Source organism: Rhodococcus sp. EPR-134 (assembly GCF_001647205.1).
GTDB classification, from domain to species: Bacteria; Actinomycetota; Actinomycetes; order Mycobacteriales; family Mycobacteriaceae; genus Rhodococcus_F; species Rhodococcus_F qingshengii.
The window spans coordinates 1-18,500 of record NZ_LVCT01000401.1; the positions used below are offsets into that span (position 1 = coordinate 1).

General features: G+C 63.1%; 17 protein-coding genes. 15 read left to right on the forward strand and 2 right to left on the reverse strand.

All coding sequences use genetic code 11. The annotated features are described in order from the left end of the window. The 15 genes from A2J01_RS18410 to A2J01_RS18485 all read left to right on the forward strand — a co-directional run. A partial coding sequence (locus A2J01_RS18410; RefSeq protein WP_064113275.1) for a peptidoglycan glycosyltransferase FtsW occupies window positions 1–1,173 on the forward strand: 1,173 nt, incomplete at its 5' end. Beyond that, the gene (murG, locus tag A2J01_RS18415; RefSeq protein WP_064113276.1) at window positions 1,170–2,339 is read left to right on the forward strand and encodes an undecaprenyldiphospho-muramoylpentapeptide beta-N-acetylglucosaminyltransferase; all 1,170 of its coding nucleotides are present in this window, start codon (window positions 1,170–1,172) and stop codon (window positions 2,337–2,339) included. The genes A2J01_RS18410 and murG, both read left to right, overlap by 4 nt. After that, on the forward strand, window positions 2,336–3,844 hold the full coding sequence (gene murC / locus A2J01_RS18420; RefSeq protein ID WP_030537033.1) for a UDP-N-acetylmuramate--L-alanine ligase: 1,509 nt from the start codon (window positions 2,336–2,338) through the stop codon (window positions 3,842–3,844). The genes murG and murC overlap by 4 nt, the downstream gene beginning before the upstream one ends. 164 nt (window positions 3,845–4,008) lie before the next feature. Continuing rightward, window positions 4,009–4,647, forward strand: coding sequence for a cell division protein FtsQ/DivIB (locus A2J01_RS18425; protein WP_007733212.1), 639 nt, complete (start codon window positions 4,009–4,011; stop codon window positions 4,645–4,647). Window positions 4,648–4,886: 239 nt separating this feature from the next. Next, the gene (gene ftsZ, locus A2J01_RS18430) at window positions 4,887–6,074 is read left to right on the forward strand and encodes a cell division protein FtsZ (RefSeq protein WP_003941788.1); all 1,188 of its coding nucleotides are present in this window, start codon (window positions 4,887–4,889) and stop codon (window positions 6,072–6,074) included. 108 nt (window positions 6,075–6,182) lie between these two features. After that, complete coding sequence (pgeF, locus tag A2J01_RS18435; RefSeq protein WP_007733207.1) at window positions 6,183–6,950, forward strand: peptidoglycan editing factor PgeF; 768 nt, start codon at window positions 6,183–6,185, stop codon at window positions 6,948–6,950. 6 nt (window positions 6,951–6,956) lie between these two features. Next, a complete protein-coding gene (locus A2J01_RS18440; protein WP_030537030.1) occupies window positions 6,957–7,706 on the forward strand; it encodes a YggS family pyridoxal phosphate-dependent enzyme in 750 nt (249 codons plus the stop codon). 85 nt (window positions 7,707–7,791) lie between these two features. Beyond that, complete coding sequence (locus A2J01_RS18445; protein WP_003941752.1) at window positions 7,792–8,442, forward strand: cell division protein SepF; 651 nt, start codon at window positions 7,792–7,794, stop codon at window positions 8,440–8,442. A 189-nt stretch (window positions 8,443–8,631) separates the two neighbouring features. Next, on the forward strand, window positions 8,632–8,910 hold the full coding sequence (locus tag A2J01_RS18455; protein WP_003941780.1) for a YggT family protein: 279 nt from the start codon (window positions 8,632–8,634) through the stop codon (window positions 8,908–8,910). Window positions 8,911–9,036: 126 nt separating this feature from the next. Then, window positions 9,037–9,864 (forward strand): DivIVA-like cell division protein Wag31, encoded by an 828-nt coding sequence (gene wag31, locus A2J01_RS18460; protein ID WP_003941722.1) that lies wholly within the window; start codon window positions 9,037–9,039, stop codon window positions 9,862–9,864. A 49-nt stretch (window positions 9,865–9,913) separates the two neighbouring features. Continuing rightward, the gene (locus A2J01_RS18465) at window positions 9,914–10,228 is read left to right on the forward strand and encodes a hypothetical protein (protein ID WP_007733197.1); all 315 of its coding nucleotides are present in this window, start codon (window positions 9,914–9,916) and stop codon (window positions 10,226–10,228) included. A 281-nt stretch (window positions 10,229–10,509) separates the two neighbouring features. After that, window positions 10,510–13,623: an isoleucine--tRNA ligase gene (ileS, locus tag A2J01_RS18470; protein WP_064113279.1), complete on the forward strand. Its 3,114-nt coding sequence runs from the start codon at window positions 10,510–10,512 to the stop codon at window positions 13,621–13,623. 68 nt (window positions 13,624–13,691) lie between these two features. Beyond that, entirely contained in the window at window positions 13,692–14,030 is a 339-nt protein-coding gene (locus A2J01_RS18475; RefSeq protein WP_003941748.1) for a TfoX/Sxy family protein, read from the forward strand. A 36-nt stretch (window positions 14,031–14,066) separates the two neighbouring features. After that, window positions 14,067–15,431 (forward strand): DNA polymerase IV, encoded by a 1,365-nt coding sequence (locus A2J01_RS18480; RefSeq protein ID WP_064113277.1) that lies wholly within the window; start codon window positions 14,067–14,069, stop codon window positions 15,429–15,431. 131 nt (window positions 15,432–15,562) lie between these two features. Then, window positions 15,563–16,051 (forward strand): hypothetical protein, encoded by a 489-nt coding sequence (locus A2J01_RS18485; protein WP_230587603.1) that lies wholly within the window; start codon window positions 15,563–15,565, stop codon window positions 16,049–16,051. Between the two features lie 83 nt (window positions 16,052–16,134). On the opposite strand, the gene A2J01_RS18490 is transcribed toward A2J01_RS18485, so the two are convergent. Then, the gene (locus A2J01_RS18490; RefSeq protein WP_064113278.1) at window positions 16,135–17,526 is read right to left on the reverse strand and encodes a glutamate decarboxylase; all 1,392 of its coding nucleotides are present in this window, start codon (window positions 17,524–17,526) and stop codon (window positions 16,135–16,137) included. A 142-nt stretch (window positions 17,527–17,668) separates the two neighbouring features. Then, on the reverse strand, window positions 17,669–18,500 hold an 832-nt coding region (locus A2J01_RS18495), incomplete at its 5' end, for a hypothetical protein (protein ID WP_231915825.1).

Here is an 18,500-nt window from a genome sequence, read left to right on the forward strand (position 1 = left end):
CCGGGAATCGGCACAGAAGCGCAGGGCGCGCGTCGCTGGTTCAACGTCGGCGGGTTCTCGGTGCAGCCCTCGGAAATCATGAAGGTCGCGTTGGCGATCTGGGGCGCCCATCTGTTGGCTTCGCGGCGGCCGGACGACCGATCCGTGAAGTCGATCCTGATTCCGCTCGTGCCCGCAGCAATGCTGGTCTTCGCGCTGGTCGTCGCGCAACCGAACCTCAGTACGACCATCGCATTGGGAATCATCGTCGGGGCCCTGCTGTGGTTCGGTGGGCTGCCACTGAAGCTCTTCGGCTCGATCGCGGTGACGGGCGTCGTCGTGGCGGGCGTGCTGGCGATGACGGCCGGTTATCGTTCCGATCGAGTTCAAGCCTTCTTCAACAAGAGCGACGACCTGCAGGGCAACAACTATCAGGCCAAGCAGGCTTTGTATTCGCTCGCCGACGGGGGCCTTTTCGGACGCGGACTCGGTCAGAGCGTCGCCAAGTGGAACTACCTACCCAACGCGCACAACGACTTCATCTTCGCGATCATCGGCGAAGAGTTGGGATTTGTCGGCTGCGCAGTGGTGATCGGTTTGTTCGCTGTATTCGTCTACACGGGATTGCGGATCGCAGCCCGCAGCATCGATCCGTTCTGGCGGCTCCTGTCGGCCACTGCAACTACCTGGATCGTCGGCCAGGCAATGATCAACATCGGTTACGTCATCGGACTGCTGCCGGTGACCGGACTCCAGTTGCCCTTGGTCTCCGCCGGCGGTTCGTCCTTGGCGATCACATTGTTCATGTTCGGTGTCATCGCCAATGCAGCGCGCCACGAGCCCGAAGCAGTTGCCGATCTGCACTCCGGGCAGGACGGCAAGATCTCGAAGTTGCTCAGACTGCCGAAGCCCGTGCTGTACCACCCGCCGTCAGGGGGCCGGCCGATCCGTCGACCGAAGCCCGCACGGCAGATCGAACCGGCACGCGGACGCGACGGCCGGCGCGCGATCGAGACGGGCGATCGACGCAAGCGGGCAGATCAAGGTGCTCGCCCTTCCTCGGATTCCAACCGAGGTGCGGCCGCTGGGTCACGGAAGCGCACCGCGGGAGGGCAGAATGGTCAGCGTCGGCAGGCGCCGACACGTAGGGCACAAGATCCACGAGAAGTTCGAGAGCGAGGAATTCGTAGGTGAGCGGCAACAAATCGGCTCTGTCGGTAGTGGTGGCAGGGGGAGGCACGGCTGGTCACATCGAACCCGCACTTGCTGTCGCGGACGCGGTCAAGGCCGCTGCGCCCGACACCAGAATCACTGCGCTCGGGACGGCGCGTGGTCTCGAAACCACCTTGGTGCCGGCTCGCGGGTACACGCTCGAGCTCATTCCGCCGGTTCCGCTTCCTCGCAAGCCCACGATGGATCTCGTCAAACTGCCGACACGCATCCTCGCCTCGGTGCGCAAGACCCGCGAGGTACTCGATTCCGTCGACGCCGACGTGATCGTCGGTTTCGGTGGTTACGTCGCGCTTCCGGCGTATCTTGCCGCACGTGGTGGTGTTCTTCGGCGCCGGCGCAAGATTCCGATCGTCATCCACGAGGCGAACGCCAGTGCCGGTATCGCGAACAAGATCGGTGCTCGCCTGGCGACGCGGGTGCTTGCCGCTGTTCCGGGTTCCGGAGTGAAGAACCGCGGCGATCAGGACGCCGAGATCGTTGGCATCCCGGTTCGCGCGTCGATCGCCAATTTCGATCGAGCGGGACTCCGCTCGCAAGCTCGCGAGTACTTCGGACTGCCTCAGGACGGTCCCGTTCTGCTCGTCTTCGGCGGATCGCAAGGCGCGAAGTCGCTCAACGACGCGGTGTCCGGAGCAGCGGAAGAACTGGCGAAGGCCGGGATCTCGGTCCTTCACGCACACGGACCCAAGAACTCCCTCGAGGTCACGCAGTACTCGGAGACGGCACCGTATGTGGCTGTTCCTTATCTTTCGCGGATGGATCTCGCGTATGCCGCAGCCGACGCGACGATCTGTCGTTCGGGCGCGATGACGGTCGCCGAGGTCTCGGCGGTCGGACTACCGGCCGTCTACGTTCCGTTGCCGCACGGCAATGGTGAGCAGGAACTCAACGCGAAACCCGTTGTCGCAGCGGGCGGTGCGATCATCGTCTCCGACAACGAGCTCACGCCGACGTTCGTCGCCGGTACCGTCGTCCCGATGCTGAGCGACAGCGCGCGCCTCGACAAGATGAGCAGTGGTGCTGCCGACGTCGGGCACCGCACCGCGGCAACCGAGATCGCACGGATCGTGCTCGACATCGCGGCAAAGGAAAACGCCGTCCAGGAAAACGCAAGGGGAAACCGATGACCGCGCTGCCCGCCCACCTCGAGCGAGTACACATGGTCGGAATCGGCGGTGCCGGTATGTCCGGCATCGCGCGAATTCTGCTTTCCCGCGGGGGCCTTGTCTCGGGTTCGGACGCAAAGGAGAGCCGAGGAGTCCTGGCGCTTCGTGCACGCGGGGCGCAGGTCCGGATCGGCCACGACGCCGATGCTCTCGACCTGCTGCCGGGTGGTCCGACCGTCGTCGTCACGACGCACGCGGCTATCCCGAAGGACAACCCGGAACTCGTCGAGGCCGCTCGCCGCGGAATCCCGGTGATTCTTCGGCCGGCTGTCCTTGCATCACTGATGCAGGGCAATCGCACGTTCCTGGTTTCGGGTACACACGGCAAGACGTCGACGACCTCGATGCTCGTGGTCGCCCTGCAGCACTGTGGTTTCGACCCTTCGTTTGCCGTTGGCGGCGAACTCAACGAAGCGGGAACGAATGCCCATCACGGCAGCGGTGACGTCTTTGTCGCCGAGGCGGACGAGAGCGACGGGTCGCTGCTCCAGTACGACCCCAACGTGATCGTCGTGACCAACATCGAGGCCGATCACCTCGACTATTTCGGCAGCGTCGAAGCGTATGTGAAGGTGTTCGACGATTTTGTCGACAAGTTGCGTCCGGGTGGGCTCTTGATTGCTTGCCTCGACGACCCGGGATCGGCGGATCTCGCGAAGCGAATCGTGGCCTCGGGCCGTTCGGACATCCGGGTACTCGGTTACGGATCGGCAGACGCGCAGGAGGTGGAGGCGGGCACCGCCTTCGAGCCTGTCGACGGTGTCGAGGTCGGAGTCCGACTACTGGGCTTCCATGCGCACGACGTCGGGGGAGTCCTGCAGTTCCACCTGGCGGGCGAGAGCGCCGCGCGAACCGTGCGGATGGCAGTGCCGGGTCGTCACATGGCGCTCAACGCACTTGCGGCTCTACTGGCTGCCCGTGACGCCGGCGCCGAGACGGAGGAGATCGTCGAGGGGCTCGCCGGATTCGGTGGCGTACACCGCCGGTTCCAGTTCACCGGCCGCGAGCGTGGTGTCCGGGTGTTCGACGACTACGCCCACCATCCGACCGAAGTTCGTGCGGTTCTCGGCGCGGCGGCGGATCTGGTTCGACCGGAGGACGATTCGTCGTCGACCAATTCGGCAGCCGGACGCGTGATCGTGGTCTTCCAACCTCATCTCTATTCACGCACCGCCGCGTTTGCCGAGGAGTTCGCGCAGGCGCTGGACTTGGCCGACGAGGTTGTCGTTCTCGATGTCTACGGCGCTCGCGAAGAGCCGATGCCGGGCGTCAGTGGTGCGCTGGTCGCTCAGTCGGTCACGAAACCTGTTCACTATCAACCGGATCTGTCACAGGCGCCGAAGCAGGTGGCGGCGTTGGCTCACCCCGGCGACATCGTCATCACGATGGGTGCCGGTGACGTGACCATGCTCGGCAAACAGATCCTCGATGCTTTGCGTTCGGCGCCGCATCCCGCGCCGCGATGACACCCGACGCACGAAGTCGGCGCGGGCGTCGAGATCCTCGAGCCAGACAAGCCACCAGTACGCGTCGGCGCAGTACTCGCACCGAATCGCGATACTCGACGCGGTCGACGGAGCCGGCTCCCGAACCCACACCGACTCGTAAGTGGTTCAAGCGACCGCTGATCGTGGCACCGCTGGCAATCGTGCTGGTGGTGGGAATTGCGTTGACGGCTTGGTTGTCTCCGGTGCTCTCGGTCCGGGGCACCGAAGTTCTCGGTGCGACGACCGTCAGTGAGGAACAGATCCTTTCGCTCCTGGCCGTACCGACCGGTCAGCCGTTGATGCGGGTAGACACCGGCGCCGCCGCCGCACGTGTGGCGACGATTCCGAAGGTGGCCTCGGCTCGTGTGCAGCGGATGTATCCGTCGACTATCCGCGTCACCGTCACCGAACGGGTACCGGTCGTCTTCGTCGACTCACCTGAGGGTGCACACCTGCTGGACGAGAAGGGCGTCGACTTCGAGATGGGCGTCCCGCCGCCCGGGGTTCCGCGTCTGGTGACACCGACGCCCGGGTGGAACGACGAGCCGACGCTTGCCGCGCTCGAGGTGTTGTCGGTGTTGCCGCCGGATCTGAGATTTCAGGTGGGAGAGGTTGCCGCTCGGTCGATTTCGAGTGTCACGCTGACTCTGCTCGACGGTCGGGTCGTAAACTGGGGCGGTGTCGAGCACTCGGATCGTAAGGCTGCTGTGACGCTTCCGCTGTTGACCCAACCGGGGCAGACGTACGACGTGTCCAGTCCTGATCTGCCGACGGTCCGATAGCGCACGGTGCAGCCGTGCGTCAGTGCGCAGCAAATACTTCGGTGTGTCTCGGCGCGCCTAATGGCGGAACGCGACGACGGTGCATAGCGTTTCGTTTCAGATCGAATACTTGACATAACTCTAACCCTGTGGTTGAGGTTTAGGGTTGTTCTCGAAAAGCATGAAGCTACAAAAACAGCAGTAACAAAGACAGCAGCACTGACAAGCAGCGTGAAACACGACACGGAAGGCGAGAGCCGATGACGCCCCCGCACAACTACCTCGCCGTAATCAAGGTCGTCGGCATCGGCGGCGGCGGCGTGAACGCAGTCAACCGCATGATCGAACAGGGACTCAAGGGAGTCGAGTTCATCGCGGTCAACACGGACGCGCAAGCCCTTCTGATGAGTGACGCCGACGTCAAGCTCGACGTCGGTCGTGAATTGACCCGTGGCCTCGGCGCCGGTGCCGACCCGGAAGTGGGTCGCAAGGCAGCCGAAGATCACAAGGACGAGATCGAAGAGGTCATCAAGGGCGCCGACATGGTGTTCGTGACCGCAGGCGAGGGTGGTGGCACCGGAACCGGTGGTGCCCCTGTCGTGGCAAGCATCGCCCGGAAGCTGGGCGCACTCACCGTCGGTGTCGTGACGCGACCGTTCTCTTTCGAGGGCAAGCGTCGTGGGGGACAGGCGGATACCGGAATCCAGGCGCTCCGCGAGTCCTGCGACACGCTGATCGTCATTCCCAACGATCGCCTGCTCCAGCTGGGTGACGCGGCCGTCAGCCTGATGGACGCGTTCCGCAGCGCGGACGAGGTTCTCCTCAACGGCGTCCAGGGCATCACCGACCTCATCACCACTCCGGGTCTGATCAACGTCGACTTCGCGGACGTCAAGGGTGTCATGTCCGGTGCCGGTAGTGCGTTGATGGGAATCGGTTCCTCGCGGGGTGAGGGACGCGCGATCAAGGCGGCGGAATCCGCGATCAATTCCCCGCTCCTCGAAGCTTCGATGGAAGGCGCCCGCGGCGTGCTTCTGTCGATCGCCGGCGGTAGCGATCTGGGTCTGTTCGAGATCAACGAGGCGGCTTCGCTGGTGCAGGAAGCTGCGCACATCGACGCCAACATCATCTTCGGAACGGTCATCGACGATTCACTCGGTGACGAGGTTCGTGTGACGGTCATCGCTGCGGGATTCGACGGAGGAGCTCCGGCTCGTCGTCCCGTGGAGTCGACCGCGCAGGGACGCGGAGCTATCGGCGCCGGGCGCGCGGGTGAGGTCGGCCGGTCACCGGTGGCCGCCGAACCTGCTGGCGAGCAGCCGATTTCCGCAGCGCGCGAGACCACCGGTTCGGGCAGCTTGCCTCCGATCGGTGGCCCCCGCCATGCGCCGGTCCAGGAAGACGAGGGCGACGACGACGTCGACGTGCCGGTCTTCATGCGTCGCTGACGTAGGGCTACAAACAGTTTCGAGAACAGGGTGCCCGGAATTTCTGGGTACCCTGTTCTTGACTGGATGTCCGGTCACGTCTGAGCCGGACGACAACTTTCGACGTTTGTGAGCACACTTATCTTGAGTACCGAGAAGTCGACCACCCGCACCCGCATTCGCCGCGTCGTGACCAGCCGAGCCGGTGGTGTTTCCGCGTCACCGTACGAGTCGTTCAATCTGGGCGATCACGTCGGAGACGATCCGGCAGCCGTCGATGCGAATCGCCGACGTCTGGCACGCGAAATAGGCGTCGAGCCTGACCATCTCGTGTGGATGGAACAAATCCATTCGCGCAACGTCACTGTCGTGACGGAACCGACCGACGAAGTGATTCCGGTGACGGATGCTCTGGTCACCACTGTTCCCGGCCTGGCGCTCGCCACCCTCAGTGCAGATTGTGTTCCCGTTCTGCTCTCCGACGAGGAGGCCGGTGTGATCGCGGCCGTTCATGCCGGACGGATCGGTGCCCGCATCGGTATCGTCCCGCGCGTCCTCGCGGAGATGGTGCGTCAGGGCGCGGACGTTTCGCGTATCGGCGCCTTCCTCGGTCCGGCTGCGAGCGGACGCCAGTACGAGGTTCCCGCTGCGATGCGCGCGGACGTGGAAAAGCACTTGCCGGGCAGCGCAACTCGCACCGAGAAGGGCACGCCGGGGCTCGATCTGCGTGCGGGACTGCGTAAGCAGTTGCTCGCCGCGGGTGTGTCCGGTGTCGCCGAGGACCCGCGGTGCACGATCGAGGATCGCGCGTTGTTCAGTCATCGCCGAGAATCTCTGACCGGGCGTCAAGCTGCAGTGATCTGGATGGAAGCGCCCGCAGCGCAGGAAACCGTCTAGGCAGAAATGCGCGAGACGGAAATGCGGCTGACAGAAATATCGACGGCACTCGACTCGGTGAGGGCGCGATTGGCGGCCGCCTGCCTTGCCGCCGGTCGCGAGGTTTCCGACGTAGCACTGCTGCCGGTGACCAAATTCTTTCCGGCGTCCGACGCTCGAATCCTGTACGAGCTGGGGTGCCGTGAATTCGGTGAGTCTCGTGAGCAGGAAGCAGTGGAGAAGGTCGCGGACTTCGACGGCGCTGCACAGACGGGCGCGATCGATGATCCGGTTCGCTGGCACATGATCGGACAGTTGCAGCGCAACAAAGCTCGGTCGGTAGCGAAGTGGGCCTATGCAATTCACTCGGTGGACAGTGCGCGACTGGCCGATGCACTCGATCGGGCTGCGCTGAGTGCGTTGTCGGACGGTGAGCGCACGGAGCCGCTCCGGGCGCTCATCCAGGTAAGTCTCGACGGAGACCCCGCGCGTGGCGGAGTTCCGACGGGCGAGCTAACGCCTCTCGCCGAGCGGATCGAATCAGCCGAAGGTCTCGAATTCGCGGGACTGATGGCCGTCCCGCCGCTTGGATCAGATCCGGACGAGCAGTTCGAAATCCTCCGCAGGGCACATCTTTTGATCCTCGAATCGCATCCCCGGGCAACCGAACTCTCGGCCGGTATGACCGGCGATCTGGAGGCTGCAGTGCGCCACGGATCAACCTGCGTGCGTGTCGGAACCGCACTGCTCGGCTCACGACCAGTAATCTCGAGGTGATCGCTCAGGTGATCGCCCAACCCGTCCACACCGCTGCGACCGGTCGCAGTCGGATTGATTCCGCCGCGCCAAGGAAGGTCGATCAATGAGCAACCTGCATAAGTTCAAGGCTTACTTCGGCATGGTTCCCCTCGATGACTACGAGGACGAATACGTGGAGGAGCCCGATCAGGCTCGCCGCGCACCCCGTCGTAGTCACGACGGCTATGCCGAGCGCGACGACCGCGAGTTCGTCGAACCTGCCTTCTCGAAGGCGAGCTATGCGCCCAGTCGTCGTGACGAAGAGGACGCGGAGTTCGATCGCTACGACTCCCGGCCCCGCGTCGACACCGTTCCCAGCCGCAGCAGCCGCCCGGCGATGGCGCCGCGCCCGGCAAGCCGTGGCAACCTCGCGGTCGACGCGCGCGCAGAGCGACCCGAAGCGCGACGTGCGCCGGTTGTCGACGACGGCGGCCCGCTCGCCAAGATCACGACACTGCGTCCGCAGAGCTACGCAGAGGCCCGCACCATCGGTGAGCGGTTCCGGGACGGCACTCCCGTCATCATGGATCTGGTCGACATGAGCAACGCCGACGCGAAGCGTCTGGTCGATTTCGCGGCCGGCCTGGCATTCGCATTGCGTGGTTCTTTCGACAAGGTAGCCACCAAAGTGTTTCTTCTCTCACCGGCCGACATCGACGTTTCCGCCGAGGAGCGCCGTCGGATCGCCGAGACGGGTTTCTACAGCCAGAAATGATGGTCTCGACCGCAGTCCGGCCCCTGAGCAGGGGTGACGTGAGCACATTCGAACGGCGGCCCGCCTCGGCGGACGTCGCATTCGGACCCATCGCCGGCCGTTACAAGACGGACTCGATGCGGACCGGTTCCGGAATTGCTGCGGTGTGTCTGTTTTGGACACACCGCAGAAGTCAGGCAGAGTGAGGGTGTGGACGCGCTTCTCTCTGTGATCTATCTGGTGCTGGTTGTCTTCTGGCTGTTGCTGATCGGCAGAGTGATCGTCGAGTTCGTTCGTTCGTTTGCCAGAGATTGGCGACCGACCGGATTGGTCGCAGTCATTCTCGAAACCATTTTTACGATCACCGATCCTCCGGTGAAACTGCTCCGCAGGTTGATCCCCCCGATCAACCTCGGTGGAGTTCGCTTGGATCTATCCATCATGGTCTTGCTTTTCATCGTCATCATCCTGATGTCGGTTGTTCGCTGAGCGCAGTCCGAGTGAGTGGTGTGCCAGAATGGATGCCATAACTCATCCAGTGGTTCGCCACTACGTAGACTGTGTTGCAACTGAATGCTTGCTAGACCGCCAAATGACGCGTGAAGGGATCCTTCCATGCCGCAACTGACTCCAGCTGACGTGCACAACGTTGCGTTCAGCAAGCCGCCTATCGGCAAGCGTGGCTACAACGAGGACGAGGTCGACGCATTCCTCGACCTCGTCGAGCAGGCGCTGTCGCAGCTCATCGAAGAGAATGCGGACCTGCGCCAGCGCGTAGGTGAGCTGGATCAGGAGCTCGCGGCTGCCAAGAAGTCGCCGGCACCTGCTCAGCAGGCAGCACCCGTCGCAGCGCAGCCCAAGCCGGAGCCCGCTCGGGTCGTCGAACCGCCCAAGCCTGCACCTGTTGCAGCGCCGGTTCCCGCCGCCGCTGCCGTTGCAGCGCCGCAGAGTGGCGACACCCACATGCAGGCCGCAAAGGTCCTCGGACTGGCTCAGGAGATGGCGGATCGCCTCACCAACGATGCCAAGACCGAGTCCGAGCAGCTGCTCGGCAGTGCCCGCACCAACTCCGAGCAGCTCATGAGCGAGGCTCGCAGCAAGGCTGACGGCATGATCGCGGATGCGCGCAACAAGTCGGAGGCGATGCTCACCGACGCTCAGACTCGCTCCGAGACCCAGCTTCGCCAGGCTCAGGAGAAGGCAGACGCTCTCAAGGCGGACGCCGAGAAGAAGCACACCGAAATCATGGCGACCATCAACCAGCAGCGTTCGGTCCTCGAGGGCCGTATCGAGCAGCTCAAGACGTTCGAACGCGAGTACCGGGTGCGCCTGAAGTCCTACCTGGAATCGCAGCTCGAAGAGCTCGAACAGCGCGGCTCGGCCGTTCCGGTCGACGGTGGACAGGATTCCTACAGCCCGTCCTTCGCCAAGGGAAACAGCTGACCGAGAGCGCCCCGTCGGCTCAGCTATCGGACCGGACAAAGGTTGATACGTGCTGGTCGTGACGTTGGTTCTCGCGGGAGTTGGTTTCGCTCTCCTGATCGTCGCCCTGACCACAGGGTCGTTGATCTGGGCGTGGGCATGTATCGCGATTTGTGTAGCAGGTGCCGTCCTCCTGCTGGTCAGTGCGCTGACCAGCAGGAAGGCGGTTCCTTCGTTGGATGACCCGGCATCGGGCAGCGGAATGTCGTCGCCTTACGGTCGAGTCGAGAGTTCCTCGAATTCGTCGATCGACGATGCAGCCACCGCCAACGATGACAATCAGAGAAATCATGGCGAGTCGCCGGGTGGCCCCGACAAGTCCTAGGGCGAGTTCCGACAAGGTCCAGGACGAGTATTAGACTGTCCAACACGAATACCAGGCTGTGATCCGGCAATCACCGGGGAGCTTTCGGAAGAACGGTTCTTGTCGCTTCAGGCGCCCAGAACTCAGTAGAACCGAACGGGTGAGCCCGTCACAGCTCGATCGAGTGGCACCTCGGGATCCAAGCGCGGATCTACGGGGTGCAAACGGGGTGGTACCGCGGTGTCGGCGCACAAGCGCCACGTCGTCCCCGTGCCGAGTCCGACTGGCACGAGGAGATCGCCATGGCGAGTAACGGGTATCCCAAAGTCGACTACGGTGTCCCCGCCGACACCGGAGTCAAGTTCCCCGAACTGGAACAGAAAGTCCTGAAACAGTGGGACGACGACGACACCTTCCGTGCGTCGGTTTCCAATCGGGACGGCAGCGAAGAGTTCGTTTTCTACGACGGACCGCCCTTCGCAAACGGCTTGCCGCATTACGGTCACCTGCTGACGGGGTACGTCAAGGACCTGGTGCCGCGCTTCCAGACCATGCGTGGACGCAAGGTCGAGCGACGCTTCGGCTGGGACTGCCACGGACTGCCCGCAGAACTCGAAGCGGAGAAGCAACTCGGCATCAAGGACAAGGCCGAGATCGAAGTCATGGGTCTGGCCAAGTTCAACGAGTACTGCAAGGCCTCGGTGCTCAAGTACACCGACGAGTGGCGCGACTACGTCACCCGCCAGGCACGTTGGGTCGACTTCGACAACGACTACAAGACCCTGGACGTCGACTTCATGGAGTCCGTCATGTGGGCCTTCAAGGAGCTGCACGACAAGGGCCTGATCTATCAGGGCTTCCGCGTGCTGCCCTACAGCTGGTACGAGCAGACTCCGCTGTCCAATCAGGAGACTCGTCTCGACGACGCGTACAAGATGCGTCAGGATCCTGCAGTCACGGTCGACATGCCGCTGGTCGCTCCGGGTTCACCATTGGACGGCGCAAACGCGATCATCTGGACCACGACTCCGTGGACACTGCCGTCCAACTTGGCCACTGCGGTTCATCCCGAGGTCGACTACGTCCAGGTGCTCGGCGAGGACGGAAAGCGGTACGTGCTCGCGGAAGCACGGGTTGCTCATTACGCACGTGAGCTGGGGGAGGACCCCGAGGTCGTTTCCCGTCACAAGGGCGCCGAATTGGTCGGACTGTCGTACACACCGCCGTTCGACTTCTTCCTCGGACATCCGAACGCGCACGTCGTGCTTTCGGCCGACTACGTGACAACCGATTCCGGAACCGGAATCGTCCACCTCGCACCGGCTTTCGGTGAGGAGGATATGGATGTCGCCACGGCCAACGGTATCGAGGTCGTGCAGCCGCTCGATCCGGGTGGAAAGTTCACCTCGATGGTTCCGCCGTACGAGGGCTTGATGGTCTTCGACGCCAACCCGGTCATCATCAAGGACCTCAAGGCCGCTGGAAAGCTGCTGCGGCACGAGACGATCGAGCACTCGTACCCGCACAGTTGGCGCAGTGGGCAGCCGCTCATCTACATGGCGGTTCCCTCGTGGTTCGTCGCGGTCACCAAGTTCCGCGATCGCATGGTCGAGCTGAACAAGGACATCACGTGGGTGCCCGAGCACATCCGTGACGGCCAGTTCGGCAAGTGGCTCGAAGGTGCACGCGACTGGAACATCAGCCGAAACCGCTACTGGGGCAGCCCGATCCCGGTGTGGGTGTCGGACGATCCGCAGTACCCGCGTACGGACGTCTACGGATCGCTCGATCAGTTGGAGGCAGACTTCGGTGTGCGTCCGACCGATCTGCATCGCCCGATGATCGACGACCTGGTCCGCCCGAACCCCGACGACCCGACCGGGAAGTCGATGATGCGCCGCGTTCCCGAGGTGCTCGACTGCTGGTTCGAATCCGGTTCGATGCCGTACGCGCAGGTGCACTACCCATTCGAGAACCGTGAATGGTTCGAGGGCCATTTCCCGGGCGATTTCATCGTCGAGTACAACGGGCAGACTCGCGGCTGGTTCTACACGCTGCACGTGCTGGCCACCGCACTCTTCGATCGTCCGGCGTTCAAAACCGTTGCTGCGCACGGCATCGTGCTCGGCGACGACGGACTCAAGATGAGCAAGTCCAAGGGCAACTACCCGGACGTGAAGGAGGTGTTCAACCGCGACGGCAGCGATGCGATGCGATGGTTCCTGATGTCTTCGCCGATCTTGCGCGGCGGAAACCTCATCGTGACCGAGCAGGGCATCCGCGAAGGTGTGCGTCAGGCATTGCTCCCGCTGTGGAACGCCTGGAGCTTCCTGCAGTTGTACGCCCCGGAATCCGGGGTGTGGCGTACCGATTCGGAGAACATCCTCGATCAGTACATCCTGGCCAAGCTCGCTACCACCCGCGACGTGATCACCGAGGCCCTCGAGGTCAACGACATCGCCGGTGCGTGCGACGAGCTTCGGTTGTTCTGTGATGCGCTCACCAACTGGTATGTGCGACGGTCTCGTTCGCGGTTCTGGGACGAGGATCGCGACGCAATCGACACCCTGCACACCGTGCTCGAGGTCGTGACGCGTCTCGCTGCGCCGCTGTTGCCGTTGGTGTCCGAGGTGATCTGGCGAGGGTTGACCGGGGAGCGCTCGGTTCACCTGGCTGATTGGCCCGAGGCGTCGGAGCTCCCCGCGAACCCCGACCTGGTAGCGGCGATGGACGACGTCCGGACCGTGTGCTCCACGGTGCTGAGCCTGCGCAAGGCGCAGAATCTGCGTGTTCGTCTTCCGCTGCCCGAGGTCACGGTTGCGGCGCCGGATGCCGAGCGTCTGCGTCCGTTCCTCGGACTGATCGCCGACGAGGTCAACGTCAAGAAGGTTGATCTGACCGATGACGTCGACGTGCACGGGCGCTTCGAGATCGCGGTCAATGCGCGTGCTGCAGGACCGCGTCTGGGCAAGTCCGTTCAGACTGTCATCAAGGCGGTCAAGGCGGGCGACTGGACCGAGAACGCGGACGGCGTCGTGGTTGCGGCGGGCATCGAACTGCTGCCCGAGGAGTACACGCAGAAACTGGTTGCGGCCGAGCCGGATTCGACGGCTGCACTGCCGGACGGTGCGGGACTGGTCGTACTCGATTCCGCGGTGACGGAGGAACTCGAAGCCGAGGGATGGGCGAAGGACCGTATCCGTCAGTTGCAGGATGCGCGCCGCGCCGCCGGTTTCGACGTCTCGGACCGGATCAACGTCGTGCTCGAGGTTCCGCAGGACTGCAAGGAGTGGGCGGAGCGTCATCGCGAATTGATCGCCGGTGAGGTTCTGGCCACCTCCTTCTCGGTGGGTGAAGCGGGAGACGACGCCGTCGCTCTCGGTGACGGTATCCGCGCCGCGATCACGAAGGTCTAATACCGCCATAGCTACTCCGGCTCCCCGATGAATGTCTGTATGTCGGGGTGCCGGAGTAGTTTGCTCTCATGAGCACGAGCAAGGAAACCGTGGCGCGCATTCTCGAGCAGTTGGAACCGCTCGACGTGCGGGCAAGGGCGATGTTCGGCGAGTACGGACTGTATTGCGACGAGAAGATCGTGGGCTTGATCTGCGGAGACGTTCTGTTCGTCAAACCCACCGAGGTCAGTACGGAGTTCGGATCAGAGGCCGATCTGGCTCCGCCGTACCCGGGAGCGAAGGATTATTACCGGGTGACGGAGGAACGGTTGCAGGACCTCGATCACCTGCACGCCTTCATTCAACGGACTGCCGACGTATTGCCCCTGCCGAAGAAGAAGTCGCCGAAGAAGAAGGCGCGGACGTAAATTCTGCACCTACTTTTGAGAGAACCGTAACCCCCGATGAATCAAGGTGATCCCACACGAAGTCGTAGGTGGGTGCTGCATCTCGACATGGATGCGTTTTTCGCTTCCGCCGAGCAGTTGACGCGTCCCACTCTGCGAGGTCGCCCGGTGCTGGTCGGCGGCTTGGGCGGGCGCGGGGTGGTGGCCGGGGCAAGTTACGAAGCGAGAGTTTTCGGTGCGCGTTCGGCAATGCCGATGCATCAAGCACGCCGGATGGTCGGTGGTGGAGCGGTGGTATTGCCGCCACGGATGTCCCTGTACTCGGTTCTCAGTAAACGCACGTTCGACGCGTTGCGCCTTCGTATGCAGATCCTCGAGCAACTGTCGGTGGACGAGGCTTTCGGGGAACCGGTGGAGTTGGCCGGTGTCGGAGCTGACGAGGTCCGCGCGTTTTGCGAGGACCTGCGGGCGTTGATCAAAGCCGAGACCGGGTTGGTCGCTTCGATCGGGGCCGGCGCAGGTAAGCAGGTCGCCAAGATCGCGTCGGGACTGGCAAAGCCCGACGGCGTCGCAGTGATTCCTCCCGGGATGCAGCACGAGTTGCTCGATCCACTGCCGGTGCGAAAGCTCTGGGGGATCGGTCCCGTCGCCGAGGAAAAGCTCAAGCGTCTCGGCATCGAAACCATCGGTGGGTTTGCCCGCACACCCATAGCGGAGGTGGCGTCGATACTGGGAACCACTGTCGGTCCGGGGTTGCATCGGCTTGCGCAGGGGATCGACGATCGGCCGGTCGCCGAGCGTGCCGAATCCAAGCAGATCAGCGCGGAATCCACGTTCGCCGCAGACATCGTCACGATGGCGCAACTGCGCGCCGCCGTCGAAAGTAGTGGTCGTGCAGCATTTTCCAGGCTGGAGAAGGACGGAAGAGCTGCTCGCACCGTCGTACTGAAGCTCAAGAAGTCCGACATGAGTATCTTGACTCGATCCGTGACGCTGCCGTTTGCCACCATCGACCGCCAAATCCTCATCGCGACTGCGCAGAAACAGGTCATCGATCCACAGGAATTGGGGCCGATTCGCCTGGTCGGTGTGGGATTCGCCGGTTTGTCCACCGTTCGGCAAGGATCACTTTTTCCCGAGTTGGATCAGGATGTTCCCGGCTATCCGGTCGAGACTCTCACGGGCGCCCTCGATGAGGCCGAACTCGACGTTCCGGTGGCAGCACGTGTCCCTCAGCGCTACTGGCACCCCGGTTTGGACGTGAAGCATCCAGAATACGGACACGGTTGGGTGCAGGGCGCCGGGCACGGTGTGGTGACGGTTCGCTTCGAAACCCGTTCCAGCGGAACGGGAATCGCCAAAACCTTTGCCGAATCCGATGAGGTGCTCGAGGTAGCAGATGCGGTCGACAGCCTTCTCTGAGGATGTCCTTAGACTTTTTCCGCTTACCGTTGGGTAATGTTGTCGACGATCCTCGAGCAAGCACGATGTTCGACTGACGCTCGAATGTGAACACCCGAATGGATAGGACTGAGAAGTTGAAGCTTCAGAAGATGACCGTTGCAGCCGTGGCGATCGCAGCAGCCCTGACGATGACCGCTTGTGGTTCAGACGGAGGAGACTCCGACAAGACGACTTCGGCGAAGCCTACGACCACCACCTCTGCGGCAGCGACGACCACCGTTGAACTGCCGACGTCTGCTGAGCTCAACGGCAAGGTCGCCCAGGCACTCGACGAGACCGTTCCGGCCGCAGACAAGGTCAACCTCGTCCAGGGCGCCGAGCAGGATCCCGAGCTGATCAACCAGGTCGCCGCTGCCGCCAAGGCTGCCGGCGCCCAGGTCGAGATCCTCGACCCGGTCACCGACACAGGCAGCGAGACGGCAGCAGCTTCGCTGAACATCGTCGTCAACGGTCAGCCGCTGCAGCAGGGCCTGCAGGCGTCGTTCGTCTACGAAGACGGCGTCTGGAAGCTCTCGAAGACCACCGCTTGCCAGATCGTCGGCGTTGCAGGTCTGACCTCGCCGGCTTGCGCTGCTTGATCTCTCGGTAACACCTGAAACACCAGAGCGGCCGCCGACTCCCGAAGGGGAGTGGGCGGCCGCTCTTCACGCGTTAAGCGACGTCAGTGATGGAATCCCTCGGTGACGCGCGGCCGCGGCATCGGGCTGTCCAGTTCGTCGAGGAACGTGGTTTCCTCTTCGATGATGCGCAGCAGATTGGCCGCCAGGTCCATGCTCAGTCCGTTACGAACCACGATGCGCTGCACTGTCAGATCCGCGAGATCGTCCGGCATGGGGTAGGCCGGCACCAACCAGCCCTTGCCTCGCAACCGGTCCGAGAGGTCGTACAGCGTCCAGTTGGACGTGTGCCCCTCGGCGAGGCGCCACGCGAAGACCGGGATGTCGGAACCGTCGTTCCACAGTTCGAACGCGTCGAGTTTCCCGATCCCTTCGGCGAGAAATTTCGCCACGTCCTGGGAGGACTGCTGGATCGCGCGATAGCCGTCGTGGCCGAGACGCAGGAACAAGTAGAACTGCAGGATCACCTGAGCGCCGGGACGCGAGAAGTTCAGTGCGAAGGTCGGCATACTGCCGCCGAGGTAGCTCACCTTGAAGACGAGGTCGTCGGGAAGTAGATCCTGCGATCGCCAGACCACCCAGCCGAGGCCGGGGTAGACGAGCCCGTACTTGTGCGCCGAGGTGTTGATGGAGTGGACGCGCGGGAGCCGGAAATCCCATTCGAGTTCGGGCTGAAGGAACGGTGCGATCATCGCACCGGAAGCGCCGTCGACGTGGATGGGGACGTCGAGTCCCGTCTTCGTCTGGATCGCATCGAGTGCCTTCGAGATTTCCAGGACCGGCTCGTACATCCCGGTGTACGTGACGCCCATGATCGCGACGACGCCGATGGTGTTCTCGTCGACGTACTTGTCCAGATCGTGACCGTCGAGGGTGCGGTGTTCCTCGCTGATCGGCACGTAACGCGCTTCGACGTCCCAGTAGTTGCAGAACTTCTCCCAGCACACCTGGACCGCGGAACTCATGATGAGATTTGGCTTTTCGGTCGACTTGCCCGCGGTTTTTCGTGCGTGCTGCCAGCGTCGTTTCATCGCCAGGCCGCCGAGCATGCAGGCTTCGGACGAACCGATCGTCGAGGTGCCGATTGCGTCCTTGGGGGAGGGTGAGTGCCAGAGATCGGCAAGGATGCGCCAGCAATAGGTTTCGATCGCGGCGGTCTGCGGATACTCGTCCTTGTCGATCATGTTCTTGTCGAACGACTCGGCATACAGTTTGGTGGCGTGATCGTCCATCCACGTGCTGACGAACGTCGCGAGATTGAGCCGCGCATTGCCGTCGAGCATCGTTTCGTCGTGGACGATCTGATACGCGGTCTCGGGAAGCATGCCATCGGGTTCGAGTGTGTACTTCGATGCAACCGAATCCTCGCCAGGCCTCGAGAAGATCGGATTGACGGCTACGTAATCGGTGTGATCTGACCTTCTGGGTTCCGGCATGAACTCTGGCTCCTCACATCAGTGTGTCGCGTTGGTCTGTTTCGTACCTACTCTCACCGTTCAGTGTGGACGGGCAGTTGTCAAAGGGTCTGTGGTCCCGAATCATTCGCGAAAGGCCGAGACAGGACGAATCCGCTCGTTGTCAGGGCGTTTGTGCGCGCAGGCGATCTGCGGCGGCCGATGCCATCGAGAGGAGAACATCGGGGGCGATCGGACTCGGCGCCGTCGCGGACAGCTGAGTCAACGTCGTCCCGACTGCGGCCACGATCGCGTCGGCAACCAAGGTGAAACCGCCACTCTCCGTGATGATTCGGAAAGCGAAAGACGCGTCGCCGATGTTCGGGTCCGACGCTCCGCCGACGCGATAGGTGATTGTCGTTCCGTCGGCATCGGTTCCCGAATACTCCGCACACCCAGCCAGCGTGGTCTGAAGTTTCTCGAAAGCTGCTGCTGCCGCGGTGCCGTCGGCGTACGAAGCAGAGTCCTGATCGATGCTCGTGAAATCGGGGCCGGTGAACATGTCGGAGAGGTCGGCGACCGATCCGGGAGCCTGGGTGGCTATCGGCGCCAGAACCTGGGCGCAGACGGCGGGGTCGGTGCTCGACTTGTCCGCCTCCGAATTTTCCGGCGCCGGTGCGAGGCCGAGGTCGTCGACCGGGTCGGGAACTACGTCGAAGTCGGCAGGTAGCTCGGACAGGGTGAGCGCGGCTCGTTGCAGGCCGTCACGGTCGAGAGGCGCCCCGCTCAGCGGTGCGGCCGGAGCAGCCGTGAACGGCGCCAAGCCGACCTGTGGGGCGGAAACCTGCGTAGTCGTGTCGGCACCAGGCGAGTCGTCCGAGCCGCAACCGGTCACGACGAACAGTGCCGCCGTTGCGGTCAGACCAAGTGCGAGAAGCGACCGGCGTGTCACGATTCCCACCGAATGCTGTTGGAGATGGTCTGCCGGATCACCGAGGAGCTGTCCGGGTCGCCGT